The sequence below is a fragment of the Microbacterium sp. LB12 genome, from assembly GCF_037150835.1.
Classification (GTDB): domain Bacteria; phylum Actinomycetota; class Actinomycetes; order Actinomycetales; family Microbacteriaceae; genus Microbacterium.
The window spans coordinates 219,730-244,579 of sequence record NZ_JBBCPF010000004.1 but is presented as its reverse complement, the minus strand read 5'-3'; the positions used below and the strand labels follow the sequence as shown (position 1 = coordinate 244,579).

At 68.3% G+C, this 24,850-nt stretch carries 39 protein-coding genes and 1 tRNA gene; 6 read left to right on the top strand and 34 right to left on the bottom strand.

Features of this window, described 5'->3' with window-relative positions; translation table 11 throughout:
* Nucleotides 1-9: 9 nt before the first annotated feature.
* The 23 genes from WFM69_RS09815 to WFM69_RS09705 form a co-directional block, all read right to left on the bottom strand.
* Nucleotides 10-600: an HK97 family phage prohead protease gene (locus tag WFM69_RS09815; protein WP_337004095.1), complete on the bottom strand. Its 591-nt coding sequence runs from the start codon at nt 598-600 to the stop codon at nt 10-12.
* A complete protein-coding gene (locus WFM69_RS09810) occupies nt 597-2,492 on the bottom strand; it encodes a phage portal protein (protein WP_337004093.1) in 1,896 nt (631 codons plus the stop codon). The genes WFM69_RS09815 and WFM69_RS09810 overlap by 4 nt, the downstream gene beginning before the upstream one ends.
* A complete protein-coding gene (locus WFM69_RS09805) occupies nt 2,485-3,963 on the bottom strand; it encodes a terminase large subunit domain-containing protein (RefSeq protein WP_337004091.1) in 1,479 nt (492 codons plus the stop codon). Before WFM69_RS09805 ends, WFM69_RS09810 begins: the two co-directional genes overlap by 8 nt.
* Nucleotides 3,964-3,976: 13 nt before the next feature.
* Nucleotides 3,977-4,450 carry a hypothetical protein gene (locus WFM69_RS09800; protein ID WP_337004089.1) on the bottom strand — a complete coding sequence of 158 codons (474 nt, stop codon included), beginning with the start codon at nt 4,448-4,450 and terminating at the stop codon, nt 3,977-3,979.
* A gap of 125 nt (nt 4,451-4,575) precedes the next feature.
* Nucleotides 4,576-4,944: a hypothetical protein gene (locus WFM69_RS09795; protein WP_337004087.1), complete on the bottom strand. Its 369-nt coding sequence runs from the start codon at nt 4,942-4,944 to the stop codon at nt 4,576-4,578.
* Nucleotides 4,941-5,264 carry a hypothetical protein gene (locus WFM69_RS09790; protein ID WP_337004085.1) on the bottom strand — a complete coding sequence of 108 codons (324 nt, stop codon included), beginning with the start codon at nt 5,262-5,264 and terminating at the stop codon, nt 4,941-4,943. Before WFM69_RS09790 ends, WFM69_RS09795 begins: the two co-directional genes overlap by 4 nt.
* Nucleotides 5,265-5,273: 9 nt before the next feature.
* Nucleotides 5,274-5,513: a LysM peptidoglycan-binding domain-containing protein gene (locus WFM69_RS09785; RefSeq protein ID WP_337004083.1), complete on the bottom strand. Its 240-nt coding sequence runs from the start codon at nt 5,511-5,513 to the stop codon at nt 5,274-5,276.
* An 18-nt stretch (nt 5,514-5,531) separates the two neighbouring features.
* Nucleotides 5,532-5,828, bottom strand: coding sequence for an HNH endonuclease (locus WFM69_RS09780; RefSeq protein WP_337004081.1), 297 nt, complete (start codon nt 5,826-5,828; stop codon nt 5,532-5,534).
* A gap of 271 nt (nt 5,829-6,099) precedes the next feature.
* Entirely contained in the window at nt 6,100-6,651 is a 552-nt protein-coding gene (locus WFM69_RS09775; protein ID WP_337004079.1) for a hypothetical protein, read from the bottom strand.
* Entirely contained in the window at nt 6,648-6,806 is a 159-nt protein-coding gene (locus tag WFM69_RS09770) for a hypothetical protein (protein WP_337004076.1), read from the bottom strand. Before WFM69_RS09770 ends, WFM69_RS09775 begins: the two co-directional genes overlap by 4 nt.
* A complete protein-coding gene (locus tag WFM69_RS09765; RefSeq protein WP_337004074.1) occupies nt 6,803-7,171 on the bottom strand; it encodes a hypothetical protein in 369 nt (122 codons plus the stop codon). Before WFM69_RS09765 ends, WFM69_RS09770 begins: the two co-directional genes overlap by 4 nt.
* Nucleotides 7,168-7,839, bottom strand: a complete 672-nt coding sequence (locus WFM69_RS09760) for a hypothetical protein (RefSeq protein ID WP_337004072.1) — start codon at nt 7,837-7,839, stop codon at nt 7,168-7,170. The genes WFM69_RS09765 and WFM69_RS09760 overlap by 4 nt, the downstream gene beginning before the upstream one ends.
* Nucleotides 7,840-7,969: 130 nt before the next feature.
* On the bottom strand, nt 7,970-8,566 hold the full coding sequence (locus WFM69_RS09755; protein WP_337004070.1) for a hypothetical protein: 597 nt from the start codon (nt 8,564-8,566) through the stop codon (nt 7,970-7,972).
* Nucleotides 8,563-9,027: a hypothetical protein gene (locus WFM69_RS09750; protein ID WP_337004068.1), complete on the bottom strand. Its 465-nt coding sequence runs from the start codon at nt 9,025-9,027 to the stop codon at nt 8,563-8,565. The genes WFM69_RS09755 and WFM69_RS09750 overlap by 4 nt, the downstream gene beginning before the upstream one ends.
* A gap of 1 nt (nt 9,028) precedes the next feature.
* Nucleotides 9,029-9,376 carry a helix-turn-helix domain-containing protein gene (locus WFM69_RS09745; protein ID WP_337004066.1) on the bottom strand — a complete coding sequence of 116 codons (348 nt, stop codon included), beginning with the start codon at nt 9,374-9,376 and terminating at the stop codon, nt 9,029-9,031.
* Nucleotides 9,373-10,311, bottom strand: a complete 939-nt coding sequence (locus tag WFM69_RS09740; RefSeq protein WP_337004064.1) for a helix-turn-helix domain-containing protein — start codon at nt 10,309-10,311, stop codon at nt 9,373-9,375. Before WFM69_RS09740 ends, WFM69_RS09745 begins: the two co-directional genes overlap by 4 nt.
* Nucleotides 10,311-10,673, bottom strand: a complete 363-nt coding sequence (locus WFM69_RS09735) for a hypothetical protein (RefSeq protein WP_337004062.1) — start codon at nt 10,671-10,673, stop codon at nt 10,311-10,313. Before WFM69_RS09735 ends, WFM69_RS09740 begins: the two co-directional genes overlap by 1 nt.
* The gene (locus WFM69_RS09730) at nt 10,657-11,127 is read right to left on the bottom strand and encodes a single-stranded DNA-binding protein (RefSeq protein WP_337004059.1); all 471 of its coding nucleotides are present in this window, start codon (nt 11,125-11,127) and stop codon (nt 10,657-10,659) included. Before WFM69_RS09730 ends, WFM69_RS09735 begins: the two co-directional genes overlap by 17 nt.
* Nucleotides 11,127-11,678 carry a hypothetical protein gene (locus tag WFM69_RS09725; RefSeq protein ID WP_337004057.1) on the bottom strand — a complete coding sequence of 184 codons (552 nt, stop codon included), beginning with the start codon at nt 11,676-11,678 and terminating at the stop codon, nt 11,127-11,129. The genes WFM69_RS09730 and WFM69_RS09725 overlap by 1 nt, the downstream gene beginning before the upstream one ends.
* A 153-nt stretch (nt 11,679-11,831) precedes the next feature.
* On the bottom strand, nt 11,832-12,500 hold the full coding sequence (locus tag WFM69_RS09720) for a hypothetical protein (RefSeq protein ID WP_337004055.1): 669 nt from the start codon (nt 12,498-12,500) through the stop codon (nt 11,832-11,834).
* A 336-nt stretch (nt 12,501-12,836) separates the two neighbouring features.
* Nucleotides 12,837-13,070 carry a hypothetical protein gene (locus WFM69_RS09715; RefSeq protein ID WP_337004053.1) on the bottom strand — a complete coding sequence of 78 codons (234 nt, stop codon included), beginning with the start codon at nt 13,068-13,070 and terminating at the stop codon, nt 12,837-12,839.
* Nucleotides 13,067-13,369: a hypothetical protein gene (locus WFM69_RS09710; protein ID WP_337004051.1), complete on the bottom strand. Its 303-nt coding sequence runs from the start codon at nt 13,367-13,369 to the stop codon at nt 13,067-13,069. Before WFM69_RS09710 ends, WFM69_RS09715 begins: the two co-directional genes overlap by 4 nt.
* Nucleotides 13,366-13,764, bottom strand: a complete 399-nt coding sequence (locus WFM69_RS09705) for a hypothetical protein (RefSeq protein WP_337004049.1) — start codon at nt 13,762-13,764, stop codon at nt 13,366-13,368. The genes WFM69_RS09710 and WFM69_RS09705 overlap by 4 nt, the downstream gene beginning before the upstream one ends.
* Before the next feature lie 26 nt (nt 13,765-13,790).
* Between WFM69_RS09705 and WFM69_RS09700 the strand changes: the two genes are divergently transcribed.
* Nucleotides 13,791-14,270: a hypothetical protein gene (locus WFM69_RS09700; protein WP_337004047.1), complete on the top strand. Its 480-nt coding sequence runs from the start codon at nt 13,791-13,793 to the stop codon at nt 14,268-14,270.
* Between the two features lie 8 nt (nt 14,271-14,278).
* Here the strand turns inward: WFM69_RS09700 and WFM69_RS09695 are convergent, their stop codons facing one another.
* The 8 genes from WFM69_RS09695 to WFM69_RS09660 all read right to left on the bottom strand — a co-directional run bounded on the left by WFM69_RS09695 (nt 14,279) and on the right by WFM69_RS09660 (nt 18,231).
* Nucleotides 14,279-14,713, bottom strand: coding sequence for a hypothetical protein (locus tag WFM69_RS09695; protein ID WP_337004044.1), 435 nt, complete (start codon nt 14,711-14,713; stop codon nt 14,279-14,281).
* Nucleotides 14,710-15,459 (bottom strand): hypothetical protein, encoded by a 750-nt coding sequence (locus tag WFM69_RS09690; protein ID WP_337004042.1) that lies wholly within the window; start codon nt 15,457-15,459, stop codon nt 14,710-14,712. The genes WFM69_RS09695 and WFM69_RS09690 overlap by 4 nt, the downstream gene beginning before the upstream one ends.
* Complete coding sequence (locus WFM69_RS09685) at nt 15,452-16,426, bottom strand: hypothetical protein (protein WP_337004040.1); 975 nt, start codon at nt 16,424-16,426, stop codon at nt 15,452-15,454. The genes WFM69_RS09690 and WFM69_RS09685 overlap by 8 nt, the downstream gene beginning before the upstream one ends.
* Nucleotides 16,423-16,749, bottom strand: coding sequence for a hypothetical protein (locus tag WFM69_RS09680; RefSeq protein WP_337004038.1), 327 nt, complete (start codon nt 16,747-16,749; stop codon nt 16,423-16,425). The genes WFM69_RS09685 and WFM69_RS09680 overlap by 4 nt, the downstream gene beginning before the upstream one ends.
* A 63-nt stretch (nt 16,750-16,812) precedes the next feature.
* Complete coding sequence (locus tag WFM69_RS09675) at nt 16,813-17,559, bottom strand: phage antirepressor KilAC domain-containing protein (RefSeq protein ID WP_337004036.1); 747 nt, start codon at nt 17,557-17,559, stop codon at nt 16,813-16,815.
* On the bottom strand, nt 17,556-17,726 hold the full coding sequence (locus WFM69_RS09670; RefSeq protein ID WP_337004034.1) for a hypothetical protein: 171 nt from the start codon (nt 17,724-17,726) through the stop codon (nt 17,556-17,558). Before WFM69_RS09670 ends, WFM69_RS09675 begins: the two co-directional genes overlap by 4 nt.
* Nucleotides 17,727-17,830: 104 nt before the next feature.
* Entirely contained in the window at nt 17,831-17,995 is a 165-nt protein-coding gene (locus WFM69_RS09665) for a hypothetical protein (protein WP_337004032.1), read from the bottom strand.
* Nucleotides 17,992-18,231 carry a helix-turn-helix domain-containing protein gene (locus WFM69_RS09660; protein ID WP_337004030.1) on the bottom strand — a complete coding sequence of 80 codons (240 nt, stop codon included), beginning with the start codon at nt 18,229-18,231 and terminating at the stop codon, nt 17,992-17,994. Before WFM69_RS09660 ends, WFM69_RS09665 begins: the two co-directional genes overlap by 4 nt.
* A 91-nt stretch (nt 18,232-18,322) precedes the next feature.
* Between WFM69_RS09660 and WFM69_RS09655 the strand changes: the two genes are divergently transcribed.
* Genes WFM69_RS09655 through WFM69_RS09645 form a run of 3 tightly spaced genes read left to right on the top strand, consistent with a single transcriptional unit; the run spans nt 18,323 to nt 20,607 of the window.
* Complete coding sequence (locus WFM69_RS09655; protein WP_337004028.1) at nt 18,323-18,703, top strand: helix-turn-helix domain-containing protein; 381 nt, start codon at nt 18,323-18,325, stop codon at nt 18,701-18,703.
* Nucleotides 18,704-19,162, top strand: a complete 459-nt coding sequence (locus WFM69_RS09650) for an ImmA/IrrE family metallo-endopeptidase (RefSeq protein WP_337004026.1) — start codon at nt 18,704-18,706, stop codon at nt 19,160-19,162.
* Between the two features lie 56 nt (nt 19,163-19,218).
* Entirely contained in the window at nt 19,219-20,607 is a 1,389-nt protein-coding gene (locus WFM69_RS09645) for a recombinase family protein (protein ID WP_337004024.1), read from the top strand.
* A 172-nt stretch (nt 20,608-20,779) separates the two neighbouring features.
* Here WFM69_RS09645 and WFM69_RS09640 read toward each other — a convergent pair whose 3' ends face one another.
* The 3 genes from WFM69_RS09640 to WFM69_RS09630 are packed head-to-tail and all read right to left on the bottom strand — an operon-like array spanning nt 20,780 to nt 23,759.
* On the bottom strand, nt 20,780-21,718 hold the full coding sequence (locus tag WFM69_RS09640) for a type II secretion system F family protein (RefSeq protein ID WP_337004022.1): 939 nt from the start codon (nt 21,716-21,718) through the stop codon (nt 20,780-20,782).
* Nucleotides 21,715-22,572, bottom strand: a complete 858-nt coding sequence (locus WFM69_RS09635) for a type II secretion system F family protein (protein ID WP_337004020.1) — start codon at nt 22,570-22,572, stop codon at nt 21,715-21,717. Before WFM69_RS09635 ends, WFM69_RS09640 begins: the two co-directional genes overlap by 4 nt.
* Entirely contained in the window at nt 22,569-23,759 is a 1,191-nt protein-coding gene (locus WFM69_RS09630; RefSeq protein WP_337004018.1) for a CpaF family protein, read from the bottom strand. The genes WFM69_RS09635 and WFM69_RS09630 overlap by 4 nt, the downstream gene beginning before the upstream one ends.
* Before the next feature lie 110 nt (nt 23,760-23,869).
* Between WFM69_RS09630 and WFM69_RS09625 the strand changes: the two genes are divergently transcribed.
* Nucleotides 23,870-23,951 (top strand) — tRNA-Leu (locus tag WFM69_RS09625).
* A 97-nt stretch (nt 23,952-24,048) separates the two neighbouring features.
* Nucleotides 24,049-24,828, top strand: coding sequence for a DedA family protein (locus WFM69_RS09620; protein ID WP_337004015.1), 780 nt, complete (start codon nt 24,049-24,051; stop codon nt 24,826-24,828).
* Nucleotides 24,829-24,850: the final 22 nt, after the last annotated feature.

The window sequence follows — 24,850 nt, the reverse complement described above, 5'->3', positions numbered from 1 at the left end:
TTGGGTGGGTCAGAGGTTGGACAGCAGTTCGAGCTCGTGAAGGCGGCGCTTCGCACGCTCGAGGGGGTATCCCGCGGCGTCGGCGATGTGCTGCTGCGCGATGGCGCGCAGTTCTGCCGATGTCTGGGTGTAGGCCGGATAGGTGACGACGGAGACGTCGCCGCCCTCGAAGTCGAATTCGCGCACCTCGTGCAGCGAGCCCGACCAGCTGTCCGACAGCACCCAGAATCCGAACGACATCTGCGTGATGTCCTCGCGCTCGAGGGAGACAGCGAGGTCTCGGGCGTAGGACACGTCGGCCATGTCGGCATCGACGAGCACGCCGTCGGCGTCCTCGGAGAGCCGCAGCGTTCCCGAGGTCGTCCGCCCGAGCAGCAGGTTCGGGTCGTGGTTGATGAGGAACCGCACGTCGGGTGCGGCCGCCAGTGTGCGGGTTGCGGCGCCCGGCTTGATGACTTCCTGCCATCCGCCGAGATCCTCGGACAGCTGGTCGTAGACGACGGCGCGTCCGGTGAAGTGCAGGCGTCGGTCGTCGTCGCTCGCGGCGCGGATCTGAATGTCCGTCAGCGGGAAGACGCGACGCTCGAGGGTGCGGGTCATGTCGACTCCTTGTCGTATTCGGCGTCACAGGTGCAGCCCGTGACTTCGGTTGCGCCGGCGGCGAGATCGCGCGGCCACTTCGCACCGTTGGAGAACGGCTCGTCGATCGGTGCGGTCTCGCCCTGCATCGACGCGTGCTGTTCGTCGCGGGCGATCCACCGCTTCGAGGTCGCGCCAGCCTGCGACGCGCCTTCGTAGCGGGCGAACGATCCGACGATGTCGAGCGTCCGTCGCGCCGCTTCCGGCACTCGGGCCGCTGCGGCGGCGAAGACATCGAGGATGGCGAGGTCGTCCGGCTCGTGCTCGAGCAGGCCGAGGAAGGTCAGCGAGTTGAACGCCTGCGCGTGGCTCAGTGACGCGGCCGCGACCCAGTTCTGCGCGAACGCCGGGACGTAGACACCGCTGTGTTGCGCGGCTTCCCGGCCTGCGAGATCCGTGACCGCTCCGCCGATGATCGGCTCGAGCGCCTCAGCGAGACGCGCATCCCAGTCCGCCTGATCCTCGGCGACAATCGCGTTCCCTGCGATCTCCTCGCGCTGCTCGGACACGAAGTCGGACAGCACCGCATCGAGCCGAGTGACCCAGGCGGGCGCCTCCTCAGACGCGGTGCGACGCAGCGGCTCGATCGCGCGGAGAGCGGTAGGCCGCAGCTGCGCAATCTCGACAGGCGGAAGGCCGTCACGCTGGATCGGCAACGCCCCAGCGGGAACCATGTTCGTCGGCTCGAGGTAGGTGTCGCCGTTCTCGATGGGCGGGAGATCTTCGAACGCCCGCACGTCGTTCGCGGAGTAGTATCCCCACTGACGCCCGGCCGCATAGGCCGCGGTCTGCGCTGCGGTGTCGCCGCGCATCCGTCCCTTCGGGTCGAACTTGAGGCGCATCTCCTCCTCGCCGAACAGCCGCTGCGTGACCTTCTCGAGGCGAGTGATCGGCGGCAGCATCGCGTCCTGCACGAACTCGATTCCGAGGTGCTCGATGTTGGAGAACGTCGCGTGCTCGAGGTCGCCGATCTTGTGCGGCGGCACACCGTACATCGACGCGATCTTGCCCTCAGTGAGCTTGTAGATCGCGAGGAACTGCGCATCCGCCGGTGACAGCGAGACGCGTTCGAGCTTCGCGCCGCCCTCGAAGACGGCCAACTGATGCGAGTTCTCGAACCCCTGGTGCCGGTCTTCCATCTGGCCGACGAGGCGCTCCCACTGCTTGTCTGTGAGGTTGCCTTGCGTGGTGAGCACCGTCTCCGGTGTCGCGTCACGCTCGAAGAATCCGCCGATGTAGGACGTCGCGGCGACCGAGATCCCGACCTGCTGTCGGGCGACGCCGATCGGCGAGAGCGCCTCGGGACCGGTGCCGAACCAGCGGTAGTGCAGGATCTCGAGGTGCGTTGCCACGTACCCGGATTCGACCGGCAGCCACGTCTCCTTGCCGTCGTGGGTGAGCTTGTAAGCGAGGTCACCGGTCGACGTGCGCAGCACCTTGACATCGGTCGGCGGGACCGGCCACAGGCCGATGACATCGCCAGCACCGTTGCGGTGCACGAACACGTAGGCGTTTCCTCGGATGAGCATCCACGTCACGACTGTGCGCCAGAACTCGGCAGCATCCATCACCGGGTTCGGCTGCACCGTCAGCAGGTAGACGAGGCTGCGGTACTTCGGTGCCGGCGGCACCCGGTCGCGGCCACGGCGGACGACAACCGAGATCGGCAGGCTCGACACCGCCTCGGCGACCAGACGCACCGAAGTGAGCACGGCCATCACCTGCAGCGACTGCTCCGGGGTGACGTAGACCCCGGCGGCCGTGCGGCTCCCGCGCAGAGACGGGAGCCGCGACTGCGCGCGAGTGACGAGCGAGCGCCACGCGTCGCGGACTCGGTCAGTGAACTTAGCCACGTTTCCTCCTCTTGAGCGTGCGGATCTGCGGCTCAGGTGTCTTCGGCGGGTTCTTCAGCAGCCACAGCGCGCCGGCCACCGCGGAAAGCGGCGACGCATCGTGGGCGGATGCGTTGCGGTCGATGACGTACGCGTCGGCGAGCTTCTTGAGCACGGCGTTCTGCGCGGCCACCTCGAGCAGCGGCTGATGCCGATGCATGAGCTTGCCGAGGTTCACCCCGTCGAGGAGTAGGCCCGTCGCGCGACCGAGATCCGGGCCGCCCCAGGGGGTGACCTCGAGCCCTGCCTCCTCGAACTCGGAAAGCAAGGACGAGACGGGAGCACCGTTCGTCTGAAAGGTGATCGCGGCCGGGGTGAATCGGCGCTCAGGGTCGGTGAGCCACGGGACAACCCAGTCGGTGCCGGGCAGGCTCTGCATGATGCCGACGTGGATCTTCCCGTCGGCGCGCTTGGAGGCGAACCCGATGTGAGCGAGCGTGCGGTCGTGTGAGACCTCGACGCAGACGTACACGTCGGCGCCGTCGGCGCGCTTCGAGACTCGGTCGAGTCCCTTCTGCCACATGCCCTGTTGGAACGGCCCGCCGGTCGACGAGTCGATGAAGATGTTCGCGACCTCGGACTCGAACACCGGGCGCGGGTCCGCCACCCAGTAGGCGGCGAGGTTCTCCTGCGGGAGGTTGTAGTTCATCGAGGGGTTGGAGTACGCCCACGCTTCGGGGGTGTCCAGTGGCATCCCCGGCGGTGGTGTCCACCAGAACAGGCCGACGGTCGTGTCGTCGTCGTTTGCCTCGATGGCGTCCATCGCTTGCTTGTGCAGGAACCGTTGAACTACAGCCTCAAGATCGCCGGTGTTCGATGCGGCGACCAACTGCGACCGGCGGCGCGCGGCCGTTGTCTTCGACAGAGCCGACCATGCCGCGAACGTCTTGTGCTTGAGGATCTCGTCAACGAAGACGAGATCGAACGTCAGACCGCGGCCGCCGTTGTCGGCGGAGTCGACCCAATACTGCTGACCGCCGGTGAGCTCGAACCAGAGCTCACCGTTCGTGTTCGAGAACCCGGCACGCTCCTGCTTCAGGTCCGGGATCGCGTCGATGATCTTCTGCGCGTGCTTCCACGTCTTCTTCGCGGTGGCGAGCTTCTGCGCGACGCCGAGGATCGCGGCATCACCGTCGACGTACATGCGGAACAGGATCAGCAGCGCCGCGACGAACGTCTTCCCGTTCTGCCGCGCGACCCAAAGGAGCACCGTCTTGAACCGGTACGAGCCGTCAGGGTTGAGCTCGAGCGCGTGGATCAGGAACCATCGCTGCCACGGGTTCAGCTTCGGGGCGAGCTCGGCGTGCTGGGTGCCGGCGAGCTTCTCGTGCAGCCAGTCGGCGAAGTGGATCGCGGCGTAACCGGCGGAGGTCTGCGGAGTGAGCGGGCGCCGCGGCGGAGTGAATACACGAGGCGCCTCGTGTCCGTACACCCGCCGCGGTGCGCTACGCCTTCTTGCGGCGCGCGGGGCGGCCGCGCGCTTCCGGGTCGTTGTCGATGCCACCGGTTTCCCCCAAGTAGAACTTGCGGCGCATCTCGTCGAGCTCGTTCCGTTCCTTCGGCTTCGTCGCGGCGATCAGCTTGTCGACCTGCTCGTCGTACTTCGCCGAGATCGAGGCGCGCTGCGGTAGGGCTGAGATCGTGTCGAGGTCGCGGGCGAGGGTCTTCAGCAGCGCGACGCGCGGCTTCTGCGTGGTCGGGATCGTGAGCTCGGAGAGGAGTTCGTTCAGTGCGTCGACGTTGTCGGTTGACGTGACAGGCGGTCCGTCTCCTGTCACACCCGGAGTCACACCATCGGCGCCGGAGGACGGGCCGATCTGAGGGAGCGCCGTGAGGGTCGGCTTCTCTCGCTTTTCCGCGCGATACCGGGCCTGCCGCTCACGGTCGCGCTTGCGCTTCTCCTCGGGAGTGAGAGCCACGGGAACCACCTCCCGCGGGGGTGTGACATGTGACAGCCAGGGGCGGAGGGGGACAGATCACCCCCGGTGCGGTGCGGAGCCCCCACGGCTAGGGATTCGACCCCCCTACCCCCTCTGGCGCGCTGTCATGCGCGGACGGTCTCGCCGCGTTCGCTTGCGGTCGTCACGCGCTCGAGATCGGCACGGAGCGTTGCCAGGCGGGCAGGAGAGAGGGAGAAGTCGGCGTCACCGTCGATAAACACGACGTCGGCACTCAGGCCACGGAGAGACGAGGACACACTCGTGAAGTCGATGCGACCGCGACCTCCGAAGTCGATGCGCTCGTCCCCATTGGTGCGACGTACTCGGAACCCCGGATACTCAGCGATGTCGGGAACCGACTCGAAGCATCCGATCGCGGTCGAGATGTCACGACGTCGAGGCGTGAGCACGATTATCCGGCTATCGCTCACGAGAGCCTCGGCAGCGAGGCCGAGTGCGGCGAAGCGGTTCATCGTGTCGCCTCCTCGGCTGAGCGCTCGCGCTTCGCTTCCCATCGGATCACGGCCTCGGCCACCCGGGCAGAGAGCGAGCGAGTGAGCAGGTAGTACGCGATGTCACGCTTGCGGAAGCCGGAGACGTAGCCGAACGCGGCGTCCCACACTGCACGGCGGATGCCGTAGTCGGGCGTCCGTGCGACGCCGAGACCGAGCGGCACGGTCGCCGTGATCGTGCGCGTCACTCCACCCCAGCCGACATGGTCGATCTCCTCAGGGTTGAGCGGTGCACCGAGCACGACGATGCGCGCTTCGACGTCGATCTCGCGTCGCTTCACGGCGTCTCCCTACTTGAGGCGGAGGTTCATGCCCGACCAGATGAGGTCGGGGCGCTTGATCGCGTTGAGGCGCTGCAGCTGAGCGGCCGGGACTCCGGTCTTCTCCGCGATGTCGTCGAGGCTCTCGCCCTTGGCGACGGTGTGCTCGGAGTCCGTGGCCTCGGCCTGCTCGGGCTTCTCGGTCGTCTGCTCAGCCAGCGTGGGACGGGCGGCGGTCGCGGTCTGCTTGGTGCTCTGACGGTTCGACATGGTGTCTCCTCTCATCGGTCACCAGACCTCAGACGGATCGCCGAGGCCGGGCCGGGCGTCGTTCGCGCCCTTGTTCTCGTTGCATCGCTTGTGCGAGGGCTGGCCGTTCGCTGGGTCGTCGGCGAGCTCCGGGTGCGTCTTGATCGACTTGATGTGGTCGTACGCGAACGACCACGGGTCGGTGTGCGGCAGGTCGCAGTCGATCGCGTTCCCGCACAGGGCGCACGGCAGATTGTGCTCACGGGTGAGATCCTTCAGATCCCTGCGGTTCTTCCGGTGCGCCGCGGTGCTGCGGCCGGGTACGCCGGCGGCCATAATCCTCCCGGGGTAAGACCGTGCCCCGCCGCTCACCACCGCTCCGTGGGTGGATCGTGCAGCCTTCTCCGGCTGCTCTCTCGATCGCGGCCCGATTGATCGGGCCACGCGAGGTCATGGCAGCAACGGCCGCTCTCAGAGTGTCGTGAGCGCGTGGCGGCGGGGACACAGCTGAAACGACGAAACCCCCGCCGGATCGGCAGGGGTTCGGTCATAGTTCAGGTGCAAGCACAGCTTAACACCATTCCCGGAAGGCATGGAAACTACTAGCTCACGACGCGCCGCCAAGCCGCATCCGCCCAGCCATGAACTCGAGCGCGGCGTCTCCGCCAGTGCTCACGAGTCGTAGTGTCGTCTTCGTGACGGCCCGGGAGAACGTCGCCTGCAGGTCACGGTTCATCGGTTCGACGGCATCGCGCCTGGTCGCTCGGACCGCCACGCGTGCCGAGTTGCCGGCAGCGACGATCAGGCCCCATCCGTCAGGGAGCTCGCCGACCTTGACGATGTTCCGGTCGGAGACGACGAGCCACCAGAAGTCGCAGTAGCGACGGAACGCCTCGGCCTTCTCCGGATCGCGGAGCTCGGTCAGCCAGTCAGACCGAGATACCTTCACCTCATGGCCGTGCAGCATCGGCCCCGTGCGGCCAGAGCCGTAGCCCCCGGGCCAGAGATCGAGCGCCATGTAGTCGCAGGTGCGTCGGGCGTCGAACCCGGCGGTCACCCGGACGTGCTCGGCTCGTGCGTACCGGAACCCGTTGCCGTTGTAGGCGCCATAGCGGACGTTCAGTCGGTCGAGCATGTCCCGTTCAGTCGTCTTGCTCATCGCCGCCTCGCGATCTCGTTCGCACCACGGGCGATGTCGTTCGCTCGCGTGGCGATGTCGTTCGCTCGCGCGGCCTCGTCCGCGAGTCGCTCCTGCGCGGCCGCGAGCTTCTCGATCGACTCGATGAGACGGTTCGTCTCAGCTGCGGTCATCATGCTGCACTCGCCTCGATCGGTGCGGCGGTCGAGATCCTCGTCTGATAGCAGAGCGAGCACTGCTCGAGGTTGTCTCGACCCAGGCGCCAGGCGTGCTCGTGATCGAGGGCGACGACGTCGCGACCCTGCAGAAAGCGGCCGACGAGCAGACCCCAGCACGGATCGCACAGCGGCATCGTCTCGTCGCTTCGGAGTAGGCGGCTGTCATCCGTCGTGCGCTTGTACCACGTGCTCGCGACCCTTAGTGAAGTGCGCACCCTGGTTTCGGTTGCGCGTTGGATCAGCCCCCAGAACGTCGTACCCCTGATGTTGTCGCGCGTCTCGGCTTCCTCGCCGCAGCGTTCGCATTCGGTCTTCTTGCTCATGCTCGGTTCCTCTCGTCGATCCCTGCGAATGCGGCCCATGCACGCATCACTCCCCCAGACCCGGCGAACAGGTCCGAGAACTCGTCCTGCGGCTCGGCGCCAAGCAGGTCGAACACCCAGCGGCAGAACACCGCCGGCTTTGCCCCGGTCACGCGGCTGGGGTCCGTCGAGCGGACACCAGGTCGATACGTGAGCACGTCGACGCGTCGCGCGGATCCGGACGACGCATCCGTGACGCCGGCACCGGGCGACGCATCCGTCGCTCGATTTGCGCGCGACAGATCGGCGGCCGCACGCGACGCGTCGCCGAGGTACTCCGCGACGCGTTCACCTGGTCGACGCGACACCTTCTCGCCCGCCGCGGTGGAACGCGACGCATCCCGACGGCCGCCGAAGTAGATCACGGGCTCCCACGCGTTGAGCGGCCCGGCGCTGCGGGTCGGACGCTCGCCGCGATGCCAGACCGCGACCCGGGCGCCGGGCGGGCAGAGCGCGAGCACGTCCTGCAGCGCACGAGCCGACGTCGACAGCGCCCAGCCGTCGTAGCCGTCGAGCTGCTCGATAAGACGCCTGTGATCGACCTCGCCGGCGAAGTCCGGGTGATCGCCGTAGTAGCGGCGCGAGAGCCCCGGATAGGGCGGGTCGGCATACGCGAGGCGCAGCGACACGTCGCGGTCGCCGGCGGGCGCGACGCCTACGCCAGTGCGGAACCGGTGACGGGCCTGCCTGCAACGCTTCGAGCAGCAGACCGAGTCCGCTCGAGCGGATGCCGGGATCGGACCGCGGCACCACGCGCACTCACGCCGGGACATCGATCGCCTCCGGAGTAGCGTCGTGAGCCCAATCGCGCTCGGCGTGCCGCCAGACGCCGGAGACCGTGAGGTATGCGGGCTCCCCACACGTCGCGCACGGGCGGGTGCCCTTCGGCACGAGCGCGATCCGGTCGGGATACGGCGCTACGACGCCGGTTCCGCCGGGGAACGGGTCGTGAGCGAGGCGGCCGTCGGCATCGAAGACGAGCGCCGAATGCAACCAGTCGCCGCGAGGGCTGCGCCCGGACAAGATCACCCGGTCGGGCATGCCGTCGGGGCGCACGTAGATCGGCGACCACTCCTCGGGTACGTCCCACGCTGCGAGAGTCCAACCCTGGCGCACCTCCTCGACCCAGGCTTTCGACGCCCGCCACCAGGCCGGACCCTCGGCCTCGCTGAGCTCGTCATCGACGTCCGGGTAAAGCGCCACGAAGTGCGGGGTCTCAGCGATCGGGAGCTCGAGCAGCGAAGCGAGACACGCCCGCCAGCAGTCACCCGGCAGCGCACCCTCGACGCCCTCAGCCCACGCTCTCGTGGAGGCGAGGTCGGTGTGCTCCTGCAGTTGCTCTCGGAGGTCGCTCATGCCGCGCCCCAGACGTGCTCGTCCTCACGACGTCCGCAGTACGTCGCATCGGTGCCGTCGGCGCGATGGGTGCACTCGTTGTCGTCGGCATGCCCCGCGACTCCGATGAAGACGTGATCGATGACCATGCCCGCTCCATACCGGGCGAGGAAGGCGAGCGCCGACTGCTGCTCGCCGGTCTGCGTCTCGGGCGTGCTGTCCGCTTCTGGCCCGATGTCGCGCGCCCAATCGAGAATGAGGTCTTCGCTGATCCCCTCATCGGCGTACCCATCCGCCCAGTCGACGACGAACTTCACCGCCTCGATGCAGGGCTGGCAGGCGACCCAGTCGTACATGTGATCGTCTTCGACGAGCGTCGTTCTCACGTACTCCTGACCGGGCTCGACGGCCGTTGCGCGGCACCACATGCACTCGTGCTTCCTGCGAGCCGTCATGGTTCGGGTGCGGATCACTACAGGCATTTCAGGCTCCTTCGTTCGGTTCTTCGGCGGGTTCGATCCGGCAGTTCCTGCAGGTCAGAGCGACCAGGCCGGCGTTCAGGGTGGAGATGTGCGGGCCGCACGGGGTGACGCTGATCCACACGCCCAGCGCGGCGCGCACGACGCGGGCCTCGGTCGCGGACTCGCGCCACCGGCGGTCCTTCATCTGCTTCGCGGCGGTGAGCACGGCGTCGCGGGCGAAGATTCCCGCGGCCGCCGGCTTGAGCACGCCGTCGCGCACCCAGTTGCGCATGGTGCGCTCGCTCCGGCGTGCGACCTGCGCGGCCTCAGCGAGGCTCAGCCACCGCTTCTCAGGTGCCAGCTGCGTCATGCTGCCTCTCCTCTCTTGCGGGCCGCCACCGCGAGCACCTCGGCTTCGCGGTAGCGGCCGAGGTGCGGCGCGAGATCGCCGGCCTTCACCCATCCGCGGACGGTGCCGGGCTCGCGGCCGACGAGGCGCGCGGCGGCGACGAGGGTCAGCAGGCTCGGGTCGTGCGGGCGGATCTCCGGCGGCGCGGGCTCGGCGAACACTGCGGCCCACAGCCCTCCGTCGTCCTGGGAGTTCGCCTCCCAGCTGCACCCGACCGTCGTGCACCGATAGCGCGAGGGGCGGCCGTTGCGACCCGGCTGGACGCGCACGGCCATGAGCTCGCAGACGGGGCACGCGGCCTGCGCCCAGCGGGGCGAGTCCTCGAGCGGCCAGCGAACGGCCGCGTCAGCGACCGTCCACACGTCCGGCGTCGCGCCGTTCACGACCATCACGCCATCGCACAGCGCCTCGATCTGGTGCGAGTCGTTCGCGAGGTGATCGAGGTCGTCGAGGATGACGTCGACGGCGAGGCGGACGACGTCGTGCGCGGCGTCCGCCATCGCCCCGGCGGCGAGCCCCGCGCCGGGGCGGTCCTCGCCCGCGACGTGATTCGCCCACATGTTGAGCGTCGTCGTGATGTCGTTCGACGCGTCGATGAGGTCGGCAGCCACGGGCGCCGGGATCTCGATCGACGCCGACTGCACCCGCACCCGGTCATATGCCGCGGCCTTCGTCGGGTCAGCGATCGAACGCAGGTGCCCGACGATGTCCGCAGCGTCCTCGAGGTGCCGGCGCAGGCGGCGGTAGCAGCGCTCACAGATCAGCACCCCGTCGCGGGCGTCGACCTGCGCACAGCCCGGACACGGGTTGTCGCCCTTGTAGTCCTCGCCGTTGCGGTCGCAGACCGCGAAGTGCTCACCGCGGACGGTGCACCCACGGATGCAGTAGCGCTCCATCACGGCACCTCCGCAGCGATGTCCGCGAACACCATGTCGAGAGCTATATCGCCGCGCCACTGCATGAACTCGGCCGCCTCCGGCGTGAAGATCTCGGCGAGGGTCGTGCTGAAGTCGTCTGCTCGCATCCGCCCCGATGCCATGAGCTCGGGCAGCTGCCCAACGGCCGAGCCCATCGCGGCCAGCACGAGAGAGGCCACCTCTCGGCGGATCAGGTGCCGGGCGTGCGGGGTCAGGCGCGGGTAGTCCATCGGATTGATGCAGACGCACTCAGCATCCGTGTCGGGATCGCGGGTGACGACGACGAACCCCATCCCGTTGCAGATACTGCACGTCGTGTTCGGCTCAGAACGGTGTGTCATCGCCCCATCCCCCTTCTGCCGGCGGCTCCGCCGCCCACTGATCCGACTGAGCCGCTGGCGCGGTCGACGCGCCCTGACCGTCCGTGCGGACCGCAGCGCGGGTGACCTGCGCCGTCGCGTACCGGAGACTCGGGCCGATCTCATCGACTTCGAGCTCGATCGCGGTGCGCTGGTTGCCCTCGCGGTCCTGGAACGGGCGCTGACGGAGACGGCCCTGCACGATCACCCGCATGCCCTTGGTGAGAGATGCGGCGATGTGCTCGGCCATCTCGCGCCAGGCGACAGAGCGAAGGAACAGCTTGTCGCCGTCCTTGTAGCCGCCGGCCTCACGGTCGGCGATGCGCGCGGTCGACGCGACGGTGAAGTTCACGACGGGCACGCCGCCCTGCGTGAAGCGGAGTTCGGGATCGGCGGTCAGATTGCCGACGACGGTGATGACGGTCTCGCCGGCCATTAGATGCGCGCTCCGGCGTCGAGCGCGTCGATCATCTTGAGCGTGACCGCGGCGACCTGCACGAGCTCGGCGCGGAGCTCGCGGCGCTCGTTCTCGGCGGCCACCTCGAACACTTCTTCGCGGAGGATCTGCCACCACGTGACAGTGCCGTCGCCGCCCTCGTTCTCCGAGTGTGCCTTGGTGTCACGTGTCGCGACTGACGCGATCTCCTCGGCGAGCATGTGAGGGTGCAGGCCGGTGTGATCGTCGAGTGCTGCGATGGTGGCGAGGGGGTGCTCGTCCGGCCCGGTCCCCATCGGGAGGTGGCGCTGCTCGCCGTGCTTCTCGATGGATCGAGTTGCCTCGGCGAGGATTTCGGCGAGCACCGGGCCGAAGCGCTGGTCGGTGCGTACGGCGTCGATGTCGACATATCCGGCGAGGATGAGTCGCTCGGCCTGACGCACGAGCGTCGGCCGCTGCGTCTGCGGGGTCGACCCCTTCTTGAGCTCATCCGCGACGGCGTCACGAATCTCCATGAACTCCCCGACGGGTATCTGCGTGTCCTTGCTCATGCTGTCCTCCTCTGTGCCGCGATCGTTGAGTCGCGGCGGATCTTGTATGCGGTTTCTCGTGGTGTCTCATCGACTTCGGCGAGCAGCCGGAGCCGGAACGCCCGATCTCGGTTGAATCGGGCGACGGTCAGGTCGACGAAGTCGACGAGCGGGTCAGAATGGCTCCTCATCCCACGGCCCTTCCGACGGGTTCCCTTGCTCGAACTCCGTCATCTGCTCGCCGTAGCGGGCCTCCTGCACCCATCGGTCGTGACGTTTCCGGGCGGTGCCGCACGGGCCGCAGTTCTCGAATCGGCCGTGAGGGTGATCCGGGCATCCGATGGGTGGGGCGTCCAGCAGGAGAGGTCGTTTCGGCGGTGCGGGCCTGCTCTCCTGCTCGTCCGCCCACGTCGCCCATTGGCCCGCCCGCTCGGCCTGCTCCGCACGCACCCGCGCGCCCGCCCGCTCCCGCGCTCCCCCCACAGCCGCGAAGCTTCGCGAAGGTTCGCGAACGGGCGGATCGGGGCAGTTCGACCACGCGAGGCGCGAGTCGATGCGGAGCGGTCGACGCAGCTGAAGCCACTCCGATTCCTTGGCCGTGTAGAAGTCCAGGAACCCGGACTCCTCGAGCAGCAGCAGGTGCTCGATCACGAGCTCCGTCGCCGCTTCGCCCGGATAGATCGCGGCTGCGATCAACTCCGGCACGACCTCGCGGCGGCCGAGTCCGTCCGTGTGCAGCCACAGGCCGAGCGCTGTCGGCTTCGCTGCGATCGGCGCCCTCAGGTAGCCGGGGAACTGCACGTCCTCCGCGCTGATCTTCCGTTGCACGTTCTTCGTTGACACCTTGTTCGTTCCCTCTCGCGAATCCCTCGAAGCACAGGTCGACGGCTAGCTGCAGGTGGTGCTCGTCAACCTCGAAGCACTCCGTCCACCCGCGACCCATGAACAAGAGCTCTCGCGCCTCGTCCTCGTTTCGGAACGCCTGCGGGAACCAGCGGCGCAGCACGCGCAGCGCCTCGGTCTCCCACGTTCCGTCGGTCCCTCGAGCGAGCACGACCACGTGTCCGCCCGAGCGCGTCATCATCTGCACGCGGTGGAAGCGCCACGCGCGACCCACCTTCAGCACGCCGGCCTCGGGCCAGTAGACGACGTACGTCATCGCAAACTCCGGCATCGCGCTCATCGCTTTCTCCTCGCGGGCACGGCGTCGCCTCGCCACTCCTTGTGAGCCGCGGTCACCTTCGAGCAGAGGCCGAACGTGTCGAGCCGGTTCACGACCTGACCGCAGAGGCGGCACTTCGGCTTGCCCTCGTGGATCGCGTCGACGTTGCGGAGTTCGTCGGCGATGCGCTCCCGGTTCGGCTTCCACTCCGGCGCCTCCGGCTTCGAGGCAGCCGTCACCGGGGCGCTCATGCGGCACCTTCGATGAGTTCGGCCTCACGCTGCGCCTGCCACTGCCGCTCGAACTTCGCGTAGGTCACCCGCGGGTGCTGCGCCCAGTGCTCGACGAGCTCCTCCGAGGCGTACGCGAGCGCGCGCACCTCCGGCCCCATGAACAGGGTGAACGCGTCGATGCCCTTCTCGCGGCCGCGAGCGTTCAGCATTGCGCCGTTCGTCGCCTCCTCGGCGGCGATGTACTGCGAGTAGAGCGTCTGGTCGTACTCGGCGCGGCACTCTCGCCATGCGGCGAATCCCTCGCTCACGATGCTCATGCGATGGCCTCGTGCCAGAACAGCCAGTCGCGACCGTAGACGCTGCAGCCCATCTCCATCGCGACCGCGCGGGAGATGCGGATGCGGGCGATGCCCTCGAGCCGATACCAGGTCTGCTCACGCGGGTAGAAGACGGGCACGCGCTCGGGTTGCGTCACCCAACGGCGGACCTTCCACCCGTAGCGGAGCGCCTGCTCCTGCATCCCGCCCTCGCAGCCGGCATTGCAGACCGCGCAGAGCGACAGGCCATCGACGGGCGATGGGACGTTCTTCGAGCCGCCCATGCCGACAGCGCGGCGGTGCTGGAAGGTGAGGACCATGACGCCGCAGGCGGCGCAGCGGCGGTCGTCGCGACGGTAGACCGCCTCGCGAGTCGCGGCGGTCGGGGCGCTCATCGGATCACCCCCGATAGAGTGCGGGTATGAGGCGATTCCTGGCAACGGTGGCGATCGCGGCTTCGGTGCTCGCCCTTGCCGGATGTAGCGGAGACGTGGAACCGGCTGCGGCATCGCCTGATTGCGACGCCGCCTTCGCGACGGCGAGTGACGCGATGAACGCCCACTACGCGAACCATCCACTGTTCGGCGCTGAGTACGACGCGATCTACGCTGACGGCGAGGTTTCCGACGAGGAGCGGGTCACGTTGGACTCGATGCTCGCCGACGAACAAGCCAAGTTCGCCGCGCTCGTGGACCCGGTGTACGACGCGTGCGACGGAGTCGAGGACCTCTACGCTGGCGGATTCGCTCATCGCGACGACGCCGATTGGGCTCTGCTGGACGTCGAATCGATGACCCGAGACGACATCAAAGCAGGCTTCATTTTCGATTACTGCTATGAGAACGAATCCCGCCGCGCGTGCGCAGACTTCGACGTCGACGAATGGAATCGCCCCCTCTGATACTGGCCTCATCGGTGTTCTCCTCGGAAGTTCGCGTTGAGGGACCGGAGGATCTCGATGTCCTCGGTCAGGGTCTTGCGCATCTCGCGGGCGTACTCGAGCGCAAGCTCGGCCACGTCGATCGCCTCCCATGCCTGCAAGACGTCGGCATCGCTCTCGGCGACGAGCTTTCGGGTCTCGGCGTCACGGCCGACGGCACGCTGTCGCGCGTAGCCACGGGCGACAATGAGGTTCCGTTTCGCGTCCTTCACGGCCTTCGATCGGGCGGCGAGCACGGCCGGTGCATGGGCGATCAGTGCGCGCGCCTTGAGGAGCGCGCCGGCGCACTGGACCGGGGTCGGGAACAGGGCGAGGATCTCGTCCTCGTCGAGAGCCGCGAGCTCGAGCGGGACGAGCTCGACCCCGGCCTCGGCGACGGCGCCGGTCGCGTCGTCGACGATCATCGCCGACCTCCGCGGGATTTCTTCCGGCGGGCGGCACGGTTCCCTGCGGGCGGGAGGTGGTCTTGCGGGGCGCGGCGGGCGCTCCGGCTTGATGCAGGCGCCGGAGTCAGGGTCGTCTCGACGCGGACGGCCGGGGTTGCCCAGGCATCGCCTGCCGCGGCGGCGGTGAGCTCCACGCGCTTGGCCCGCAGGGCGCGATGCATGCCCGTGCCGATCGGGTCTGGCGTGAAGATCCGGGCGGCGCGGCCGTCACGCTCGATCTCGTCGAGCGTGACGAGCGAGTCGGCGGCCGCGATCTCAGAAGCGAAGTCGCGGCCGGCGGGCGCGCCGCCCTCGGGTGCCGGCCGGGTGCCGCGACCGAGGAGCGGGGCGAGGACGTCGGCGAAGGTCACACGGTAGCCGTGACGTTCTGCCTCGGAGCCGAAGATGGCCATTGGCTTGCGTCCGCGGGTCGCGATCCACTCGCGTTCGGCGGCCGCGCGCGACGCGTCATCGCCCTCGATCACCTCGGCGTAGTCGGCCCAGCTGATCGCGACCTCGCGAGGTGCCTGACCGCGGCGGGTGATGATCACACGAGCGAAGTCCGGGTGCGGGTGGGTCTCGTCAGCGAGGAACACGGAGTCCCATCCGCCGTCACGGCCGCTGCGGAAATGCGGCCCCTCGAGCGCCTCGAGCTCGCCGGATGCGAGTACGACCGCGCGGGCAGCCTCGACGGTGAACGGCTTCTCTTCGGTGGGCTCAGACATTCTCGATCTCCTGGAATCGCAGCGACGGCGCCTTGCGGGTGGCGCGGGGGAAGTGCTTGAGGGCGGATGCTTCGAGCACCGCGAGCTCGACTCGCAGCGCTTCGACGTGCGCGTGCACCTCGGGTGCGGCCGCCTTCCACGCGGCCTCGTCGATCGACACCGTCTCGGAGACGGTGGTCTGGAACCCCCCGTGCTCGGTCATGCCGACGGCTCCGAAGCGCAGCGCGCCGGGGAGCTTCGCGACGGCGGCCTTGACCTTCGCGTTCGCGGCCTTCTCGGCAGCGACGGCGGCGTCGAGGTCACGCTTGAGCGGCGCCCACTTGGCGACCGCGTCGGTCACGAGCTCCGGCAGGTCGTCGACGTCGGGGCATCCGGCGTCGCGCCAGGCGATGAAGTCGTCGGCGCGTTCGATGAGCCACGCGATCATCTCCTCGTCGCGCGGTACCGGAATCCACGTCGCGCCGCCGACGGGTGGCATGTCGTCCTCGTCGCGGACCTCGAACCCGTACAGGGCGTAGTCGGCGCCGAGCACGTGGATCTGCCACTGCATCTGCGCGAGGTGCTCGACAGGGATCTCGTCGGACTTCCACCCGTTCTCGTGCGACTTCACCTCAATGACGACGAGCGCGCCGTCCGGGTCGATGCCGATCGCGTCGGGCGTCGCCCGGTGCAGGTCGTTCTCGACGGAGGCCCAGAGCGCACCGTTCGGGGCGAGAGAGGCGAGGCGCTCGGCCGCTTCGTCGAGCAGCGCGGCCTCGCGAGCGTGGCCGGCGTTCGTGGCCTTGTTGCCGCGGAAGGTCGAGCCGTTCATCTTCTGCTCGACGATCGTGCGACGCGCCTTGATGCCGGCGCGGGCGATCTTCCACGCGTCGGACGCGGTGACGCCCTCGCCGCGCTCGAGCATCCAGACGGTGCGGGGTGCGTCGTCCGGGACGACGAGGCGGGCGGCGGTGATCTGCGGGGTCATGACTGGTCGTCCTTCTTCGGGATCGGGATGAGGAATGCAGCGACGAACGTCGCGAGGCTGAGGAGGACACCGAGATCGGCGCCGTTGACGCCGGTCGTCGGGTCAGCTGCGGCCGGTCCGCAGATGGCGGCGGTGATGAGCGCGGCGACGACGGCGGTCATGCGTCCCGGCGACAGCGGCCAGATGCTGCGGCGATCGGTCGCGATCGGTCCGTCGATCACCGGTGCGGTGCGCTCGATCACGCTGAGGTGCATGTCGGCGGTCATCGGCGCGAAGTCGTCCACCGGTTCGACGTTGTCGTCGGTATTCTGTGTCTGAGGCATGTGCTTGCCTTTCTTCTTGGTGGGGCGTCCGGTGCAACGGGCGCCCCACTTTCGTGTGTGGGGTCAGTGGGTGAGGGTGCCGACGCCGAGCAGCACCCGGAGCCGCTCGATGCCGCGCGGGGTGACACGCACCTGCGGTGCGGCGGGCTTGAGCTCGTCGGTCTCGGGATCGCGGTAGGGCGGCATCGCGCGGACCTTGAGATAGCCGGAGTCGACGGCGCGGGCGTAAGGGGTCCACCGCTGCTTCTCGCCGCGGTAGATCCACCCGAGCTCGTGGAGCGAGGCGAACAGGCGCTGCGGGCCGGTCTCGATTCCAGCGCGGCTGAGCATCGGGGCGACGTCGCGCACGGCGTAGTCCGTGCCGGCGTCGGCGATCTCGTCCCACGCCTCGGCGCGCGGTGCGAGCACGGCGATCTGCTCGTCCCGCTGCGCGATGATCTCCTGCGCCTGCACGACGGCGCGTGCCATCAGCTGCTCCGGAGTCTCGACCGCGTAGGAACCGGTGCGGCGGATCGACGGCACGACCTCATGCGTCACCCACCAACGGAACCGGCGAGCCTCGGGCTTGTCCGACCGGATGACGACCTCGTACATACCGGACTCGGAGACGATGGTGACCGATCGGATCTGCCCGCCCGACCTGATATCCGTCTGACGGATATCAGCCTCGTCGAGACGTGCCGCGACGTTGCCGGCGTTCGCGATCCCGAGCACGCCGCAGATGTCGGCGAGCATGAACCAGAGTTCGCCGTCGACCACGATCGTACGAACCTCGCGGTCGGCGTACTTGAACACCTCGAGCGCGCTCACGACTCGTCCCCCTCGATTGCGGCGAACCCTTCGGCCATGAGCCAGAGGAGGAACGCGACCACCAAGACGGCTAGCGAGAGCACCAGGAGCAGCAGACCCCACGGAGCGAGCACGACAGCGACAACAGCGATCGCGATCCCGACGAGGGCGTAGACGACGGACGTCACCCGTACGAGCGGACTCAGCCGACCGGCCGGGGCAACCGTCCCCACGGTGCCCCGACCAGCCACGCCAGTTACCCCAGCGGGCACCCGGCCCCCAGACCGGGAGATCACGCGGCGCTCACCATCGGCGCGGCGCTCGAGGACTCGCGCTCGGCAGCGGCACGGGCGTCGCGCTGAGCGAGGTTCTCGAGGATGCGAGCAGCGATGTCACCCGATCGCCGCCACGCGGCGTCCGACGGCTCGGCGCGAGACCCCATCAGCGCGCCGGTCACGATGCCACCGCCATCTGCGCGAACCGGCTCGGCACGAACAGCGACGGCGACACGTCCAAGCACTCGGCGATGAGGAGCAGGTCGGTGAAGGAGAACTCTGACTTACCCGCGCACTTGCGGTTCAGCGTGGGGTACGGGATGCCGGTCTCATCCGAAACCGAGACCTTCGTGCGGCCCGCGGTCTTGATGGCGGACTCGACAACCGAACCGACTTCCGAGGCAACTGAATTGATCATGTGGTCAATCATCCTCATCACGTGATCAACCGTCAAGTTAACCAAGTTATCAATCTAGACAATTGAGTTGACTCGCGGCATACTTGGACACGTGAACACACGAGAGCGCGGAGAACTGTTCGGCCGATACGTCGGCCTCGAGCTCAAGGGAGCGATCGTCTCCCGGTCGCTGACAGCGAAGGCTGTGGCGGAGAGAATCGGCCGCGCCGATGCCAACCTCAACCGCTGGCTGAACGGCAAGACGGAGATCCCGATCGCCGTCGTCTGCGAGGTCTGCGAGGTGCTCGACCTTGAGCCCCGCACGATCGTCGAGCATGCCTACGACCGAATGATCGAGGAGCTCGGCGAGCGCGATGCCCCGACCAACGTCACGCAGCTGCGTCCGCGCGATGTCCCCGCTCCCGTGCAGGATGAGCGGGCGGTCGCGAAGAAGAAGTCGCGCGACCCCGGAGGGGACGAAGGGCAGTTCTGAATGGACTCGAAGATTCTTGGGATCTACGCGGCACTCGACGATCTCGGAGTGCAAGTCGAGTTCTGCGACATGCCGCCCGATCGCGACGGAGAATATCTGCACGACGAGCGGTTGATCCGGATCCAGCATGATCTGCCCTTTCGGCGATACGTCAGCACGCTCGCGCACGAGTGCTGCCATGCGGTTTTCGGAGACACCCCGTCGATGTTTGGTCCGCTGAACGCGAAGCAGGAACGCCGTGCGGACGAATGGGCTGCGATGCGCTTGATCGACCCGCACGACTATCGCGTCGAGGAAGCGCGGCACGAGGGCCACCTCGAGGCGATGGCGATTGCCCTCCGCGTCACGACGGATCTCGTCGAAGCATTTCGCCGAGTGCTCGTCCGCATTGGCGAGGACGTCTACGTCGCGCCGAAGATGGGCGCCGGGCAGTGGGCGCACCGTATCGGGGTGGCATAGTGTCGAGCGTTCGCCGACGGCTCGCCGCCACGCCGTCGCGGCGGCGAGGACTCGGGATGATCCGCGTCTCCCGCGAGCGCGACGGCATGACGTCGCCGGAGGTGCAGCGACACGCGATCGAGTCGTACGCCGCCTCGAACGGAATCGACATCGTCGACTGGGTCGAGGGCATCGACGAGACCGGTTCGCGTGCTCGGTCGGCGTGGTGGCCGCGACTCGATCAGTCGATCGAGCGGCTCGAGGCGGGCGAGTTCGAGGTCATCGTTGTATGGAAGTTCTCGCGCACCGCGCGTCATCGTCTTCGGTGGGCGGTCGCGCTCGACCGCGTTGACGCGCTTGGAGGCGGCCTTCTCTCTGCGACGGAACCGATCGACGATCGTACGTCGCACGGGCGCCTCGCCCGCGGCATGGTCGGCGAGTTCAATGCCTATCAGGCGGACCTCATCGGGGACACTTGGCGTGAAGCGCACGCCCGGCGTTTCCGAGAGGGTAAGCCGATCAACGGCAAGCCGCGGTTCGGCTATGCCTATTCCCCCGCCGACGGCTTCGTGCCCGACCCGATCACGGGCGCAGTGCTCGCCGAGACGTACCGCCGCTACATCTCTGGCGAGAGCGTCTATGCCCTGGTGCGATGGCTGAACAGCGGCCCGACGCGGCCCGTCGGTGGCTACGGAGGCTCTGGGGACGGTCTTTGGTCAGAGCGCACTCTGCGGCGCGTGCTCGACTCGGGGTTCGCCGCGGGGATGATCACCTATCAGGGTGAACAGAAGCGTGGCGTCCATGAACGACTGATCACCGACGCGGAATGGGACGCCTATCTCGAGGCCCGCGGCCGGCGCCGCGTCTACCGCCGATCGGAGCGCTCGACCTACGCATTTTCCGGCATGGTCTGGTGTACGTGTGGGTCGAAGATGCACGGAGGCACGCACGGGCAGGACCGCGCACAGTCGTATCGGTGCAAGGACGGCAAGGAGAAGGGCACCCACGACGGCGGCTACGTTGCTGAGTCGCTGATCGACGACGCGGTGCGCGGCTGGTTGCGAGAGCACGAGGCGCGGGTCCGCGCCGAGATTCGCGCCGGCATCGAGCGACGCCCTCGCCGTGTCGGCACGGACCCCACTGCCGATCTGAAACGACAACTCGCGGACATCGCAAATCGGCAGGTGATTCTCGCGGAGCAGCGCCTCACCATGGGGATGCCGCAGGCGGCTTACGAGACGTTGCGCGACCGGTACGCTGCTCAAGCAGTTGCGCTCGAGCAGGAGCTCCGAACGACCGAGGTTCAGCAGTCCGCGCCGTTGCGGGTACTGCCGGTCCTTCTAGAGCGGTGGAACGATCTCACCGTTGAGGAACGCAGGGAGTATCTGCGCTCACTCATCGCGCGAATCGAGGTCACGCCTGGACGACCGCGCGCCCGGGTCGAGATCGTCCCGCACGAGTCCTGACTTCCCGCTGTGGGATCAGGACATAGTCACGAGAGTCACGAGCACCCACCCCGGCACATCACCGGCTTCGTCCTCTGTCAGATTCCGAACGGCCGAGCGCATGCGTGTGATCATCCGGCCAGTCTGCCCGGAGACGCGATGCGGCCCCGGGAGTTATCCACAGGGCCGCCGATCAACCGATGCCGAGTCGCAGGATGAACAGTCCCGGGTAGATCGCGAACAGCACCGAGAGCGGGAGGATGAGGAACACGAGCGGCAGGAGCATCAGGATCTCCTTGCGTCCCGCCTGCTCGATGAGGACGCGCTTGGCGTCTTCCCGCGCGTCTCCGGCCTGCGCGTGCAGCACTGCCGCGAGAGGCGCACCGTGTTCGAGAGCGGCGACGATCTGGTCCACCGCGCGAGACAGCCCAGGGAGCCGAAGACGTGCGGCCATCTCCGCCAGTGCATCGGCCAGCGGCGACCCGGTGCCCACGGCGAGGACGACGACCCGCAGTTCGGCGGTGAGTTCACCCGAGCCGACTGATGAGACCCTCCGCAGGGAATCGAGGAACCCTTCCCCGGCCGAGAGGCAGAGCGCGAGGAACTCCAGAGTCGTCGGGAGCTCATCGGTGAGCCGCGCGCGTCGCGCTTTGGCCCGTGCCGAGAGCTGCATGTCGTAGACCGCGGCGGCAGCGGCCCCGCACAGCGCCGGGAGGACCACCGTCGGGGTGGACCATCGTCCCGCCACCGCCAGAACGGTCAGCACGACCGCACCTGCACCGATCCCGGCGAGACCCCACCCCAACTGCCGTCCGCGGAACGTCGTCGGCTCCAGCGGCACGCCGGCCTGCGACAGACGCTGGCGAAGCGCCTCTCCCCCGCCCAGCAGGCGTTCGAATCCGCCGCGGACTGCTTCCCACACCGTCCATCCCCGTGCGGGAAGAGCGCCGGCGACGGGAAGGACGCCCGGTGGGAGGCTCGCATCGGGCACGACATCGCGCACGTACGGACCGATGCGCACACCCAGAGACGCGGCGCGCCACCGGGGAAGAGCCGAGAGGATGCTCAGCACCCCGGCCGCGAAACCACCGCCGATGAGCACGGCACCGGCGATCATCGACAGACCGTTCATCCGAACCACCGGCGGGGCTCAGGCAGCCGCCCGATGCGGACCATGATGTGAAAAGCGAGGACCGATACCGCAGCACCCACGCAGATCACCACCACACCCTCCGGTGTGCCGTACGCCTCAGAACCTTCCGGTCGCATCACGAGCAGTCCCAGGATGACCCAGGGCGCGACGGCACCGAGAACCGCGGCGCCACGGATCCACGACTGCCGCGCCTCGACCTCTCCACGAAGCGCCGCGTCCGCCCGCACCGAGCTCGACAGGGCCCGGAGGACACCGATCAGCTCGGTGCCACCCACCTGACGCGCCATCCGCAGCGTCTCGGCGATGCGGTCGCCGATCGGGTCGGCCAGCGTGGACTTGAGGCGATCCAGGCTCGTCTCGAACCGGCCGCTCGCGCGCAGGTCGCGCGCGAACACCGCGAAAGCCGGCCTCACCATGCTCGGCGCGGACTCCGCCAGGCTGGCAACGGCGTCGGGAAGCGAGAGCCCGACGCGGATCGCGGCGATCAGAAGGTCGCATACATCCGGCCAGAGCTGACGTCGAAGCCGGAGCAGGCGGAGTCGCCGTCCGCGGAGGTACGCCACTGGTGCCACGGCTCCAGCCACGCCCGCCAGCCCTGCGAGCACGACGATCCCGGTCAGAAGCCAGGCGGCGGACGCCGCGATCAGACCGAGCGCGATGCCGACGACCACGAGCGCACGGGACGAGACGCCGTCGAGCCCCGCCTCTTCGATCAGTCGCTCCAGCCGCCCGTGCCGAACCGCGGGCGTCGCATCCGGCCGCCGCGGCCACATCCACGGCGAGAGACACAGGAGCACACCCGCGGCGAGCACGGCGCCGATGAGGACCGTCACGAGGCCGCCCCCAGGCGGCGCAGACTCCGGCGATCGACGTCAGGCGACTCCTCCGGCTGAGCGCGGTACACCGTCCGCGTGCGGACACGCCCGTGCTCGACGTCTCCCGTGGGTGCGATGATCTCGTGCACCCGACGCCGCCCCGCGCCGTCACGGACGCAGTGCACGACCAGGTCGATCGATGCGGCGAGCGCAGGGGCGATGAACGACCGGTCGATGTTCCGTCCGGCGAGCAGCGGGAGGATGCTCAGCTTCTCGACCGCCTCGACGGCGGAGTTCGCATGCACGGTGCACGCCCCCGGCACGCCGGTGTTGAGCGCGAGCACCAGATCGAGCGCCTCAGCATCACGGACCTCCCCCACGACGAGGCGATCCGGACGCATCCGGAGCGCCTCCTTCACGAGACGGCGCAGGGTGATCTCGCCAGTTCCCTCCAGGCTCGCCTGGCGTCCCTGCAGTGCGACCAGGTCGGGTCCGACGACGGACAGCTCGAACGTCTCCTCCACCGTCACGATCCGCTGCGACTCGGCGCAGGAGTGGAGCAGAGCACCGAGCATGGTCGTCTTGCCCGCGTGCGTCGCCCCGGAGACGATCACGCTACGCCCCTCGTTCATCGCGGTACGCAGCAGCTCGGCGACCGTCGGCGGCATCATGCCCTGCGCCGTCAACGCGTCGAGCGAGCGGTACTTCGGGAGGAACTTGCGGATGTTCACGGCCCACGAGCCGCGCACGACATCGGCGATCGCCACGTGCAGGCGAGATCCGTCGGGCAGGGAGGCGTCGACGAACGGCTGGCTGATGTCGACGCGTCGTCCGGTGGACTGCAGCATCCTCTCGACGAGGTCGCGCACGGTCCCCTCATCGAGGCGGAGCGCGGTCCGCTCCGCCGTGCCTTCGCGGGCGACGTGCACGTGTCCCGCGCCGTTGAGCCAGATCTCCTCGATCTCCGGGTCGTCCAGCAGCGGCTGCAGCGCCCCGAATCCGCTGAGCGACGCCAGCACCTCGCGCACGCAGGTCGCCTCGTCATCGATCAGCGCTTCTCCGCGGGCCAGCGCGAGGTCGTCGTGGCGCCGCACCTCGGCATGGGTGATGCGCCAGGCCGCATCCGGATCGATGGACGGGTCGATGCCGTCGGAGCGCAGTCGCAGTCGCACACGGTCGGCGATCAGGGCAGGCAGATGACTCACCCGGGAATCCTCGCAACAATCCGGCACCGGTCCTCGAAGTTATCCACAGCCGGACTGCGGGCCGATCCCCAGAAACGCGGGCCGGGGCATCAGTAGACTGATTCCACCGCGCGGGAGTGGTGGAATTGGCAGACACGCAGGATTTAGGTTCCTGTGCCTCAGGGCGTGTGGGTTCAAGTCCCACCTTCCGCACGAGAGACGATCATGCCGTTCGCAGAACGCCGTGACGTTGCTCGACTCGACCGCCGACTGTTCACGACCGACGGGACCTCCGCCAGTGCTCGAATCCATGCTGCACGCACCGACCGCCCTCATCCCCTGGCTCGACCCCGCGACGATCATCGGGTCGGCAGGTCCGTGGGCACTCCTCGTGGTGTGCTTCATCGTCTTCGCCGAGACCGGCCTGCTGGTGGGCTTCCTCCTCCCGGGCGACACGCTCCTCGTCATCGCGGGTCTGCTCTCGCACCCGATCGCGGGCGCGGAGCACGGAGTGTTCGGCATCAACGTCTGGTGGGTCGCCCTGCTGATCGGGCTCGCCGCATTCGTCGGCGGCGAGGTCGGCTACATCATCGGCCACAAGGGCGGACCGGCGGTCTTCGAGCGCAAGGAATCCGGCTTGTTCAGCAGGAAGAACGTCGAGCGCACGAACGCGTTCTTCGAGCGCTTCGGCGGCATCACCGTGATCCTCGCGCGCTTCGTGCCCATCGTGCGCACCTTCGCTCCCGTCGCGGCCGGCGTCGGCCACATGCCATGGCGCAAATACACGCTGTACAACCTGATCGGCGCGGTCCTGTGGGGCTTCGGCCTGACGATGTTCGGCTACCTCATCGGCTTCATCCCGCCGGTGGCGCACTTCGTCGAGAGCTACATCGACCTGATCCTGCTCGCAGCGGTCGGCGGCACCGCGCTCGTGACGCTGTGGCACTACCTGTCCGAGCGGCACAAGGCGAAGAAGGCTGCCGAAGCGGGCGAAGACGTCGTGACGGATGCCGAAGAGGCACAGCACCTCGCCCTGAACCCCGAGGTGTTCGACCGCGCCCCCGACCTGGACGGCGACGGCACGCACTGATCGGCGGGTCGGGGCCGGGTCG

Bases quoted from the DNA above. Each gene is read 5' to 3' on its own strand.
- WFM69_RS09710 (WP_337004051.1), bottom strand. From the start codon at position 13,369: ATGAGCATCGTGAGCGAGGGATTCGCCGCATGGCGAGAGTGCCGCGCC.
- WFM69_RS09680 (WP_337004038.1), bottom strand. From the start codon at position 16,749: ATGCCTCAGACACAGAATACCGACGACAACGTCGAACCGGTGGACGAC.
- WFM69_RS09770 (WP_337004076.1), bottom strand. From the start codon at position 6,806: ATGATGACCGCAGCTGAGACGAACCGTCTCATCGAGTCGATCGAGAAG.
- WFM69_RS09740 (WP_337004064.1), bottom strand. From the start codon at position 10,311: ATGGAGCGCTACTGCATCCGTGGGTGCACCGTCCGCGGTGAGCACTTC.
- WFM69_RS09650 (WP_337004026.1), top strand. From the start codon at position 18,704: ATGGACTCGAAGATTCTTGGGATCTACGCGGCACTCGACGATCTCGGA.
- WFM69_RS09690 (WP_337004042.1), bottom strand. From the start codon at position 15,459: ATGTCTGAGCCCACCGAAGAGAAGCCGTTCACCGTCGAGGCTGCCCGC.
- WFM69_RS09645 (WP_337004024.1), top strand. From the start codon at position 19,219: ATGATCCGCGTCTCCCGCGAGCGCGACGGCATGACGTCGCCGGAGGTG.
- WFM69_RS09660 (WP_337004030.1), bottom strand. From the start codon at position 18,231: ATGATCAATTCAGTTGCCTCGGAAGTCGGTTCGGTTGTCGAGTCCGCC.
- WFM69_RS09730 (WP_337004059.1), bottom strand. From the start codon at position 11,127: ATGGCCGGCGAGACCGTCATCACCGTCGTCGGCAATCTGACCGCCGAT.
- WFM69_RS09780 (WP_337004081.1), bottom strand. From the start codon at position 5,828: ATGGCCGCCGGCGTACCCGGCCGCAGCACCGCGGCGCACCGGAAGAAC.
- WFM69_RS09745 (WP_337004066.1), bottom strand. From the start codon at position 9,376: ATGACGCAGCTGGCACCTGAGAAGCGGTGGCTGAGCCTCGCTGAGGCC.
- WFM69_RS09700 (WP_337004047.1), top strand. From the start codon at position 13,791: ATGAGGCGATTCCTGGCAACGGTGGCGATCGCGGCTTCGGTGCTCGCC.
- WFM69_RS09620 (WP_337004015.1), top strand. From the start codon at position 24,049: ATGCTGCACGCACCGACCGCCCTCATCCCCTGGCTCGACCCCGCGACG.
- WFM69_RS09640 (WP_337004022.1), bottom strand. From the start codon at position 21,718: ATGAACGGTCTGTCGATGATCGCCGGTGCCGTGCTCATCGGCGGTGGT.
- WFM69_RS09765 (WP_337004074.1), bottom strand. From the start codon at position 7,171: ATGAGCAAGAAGACCGAATGCGAACGCTGCGGCGAGGAAGCCGAGACG.
- WFM69_RS09735 (WP_337004062.1), bottom strand. From the start codon at position 10,673: ATGACACACCGTTCTGAGCCGAACACGACGTGCAGTATCTGCAACGGG.
- WFM69_RS09715 (WP_337004053.1), bottom strand. From the start codon at position 13,070: ATGAGCGCCCCGGTGACGGCTGCCTCGAAGCCGGAGGCGCCGGAGTGG.
- WFM69_RS09750 (WP_337004068.1), bottom strand. From the start codon at position 9,027: ATGCCTGTAGTGATCCGCACCCGAACCATGACGGCTCGCAGGAAGCAC.
- WFM69_RS09705 (WP_337004049.1), bottom strand. From the start codon at position 13,764: ATGAGCGCCCCGACCGCCGCGACTCGCGAGGCGGTCTACCGTCGCGAC.
- WFM69_RS09815 (WP_337004095.1), bottom strand. From the start codon at position 600: ATGACCCGCACCCTCGAGCGTCGCGTCTTCCCGCTGACGGACATTCAG.
- WFM69_RS09795 (WP_337004087.1), bottom strand. From the start codon at position 4,944: ATGAACCGCTTCGCCGCACTCGGCCTCGCTGCCGAGGCTCTCGTGAGC.
- WFM69_RS09725 (WP_337004057.1), bottom strand. From the start codon at position 11,678: ATGAGCAAGGACACGCAGATACCCGTCGGGGAGTTCATGGAGATTCGT.
- WFM69_RS09785 (WP_337004083.1), bottom strand. From the start codon at position 5,513: ATGTCGAACCGTCAGAGCACCAAGCAGACCGCGACCGCCGCCCGTCCC.
- WFM69_RS09755 (WP_337004070.1), bottom strand. From the start codon at position 8,566: ATGAGCGACCTCCGAGAGCAACTGCAGGAGCACACCGACCTCGCCTCC.
- WFM69_RS09775 (WP_337004079.1), bottom strand. From the start codon at position 6,651: ATGAGCAAGACGACTGAACGGGACATGCTCGACCGACTGAACGTCCGC.
- WFM69_RS09695 (WP_337004044.1), bottom strand. From the start codon at position 14,713: ATGATCGTCGACGACGCGACCGGCGCCGTCGCCGAGGCCGGGGTCGAG.
- WFM69_RS09685 (WP_337004040.1), bottom strand. From the start codon at position 16,426: ATGACCCCGCAGATCACCGCCGCCCGCCTCGTCGTCCCGGACGACGCA.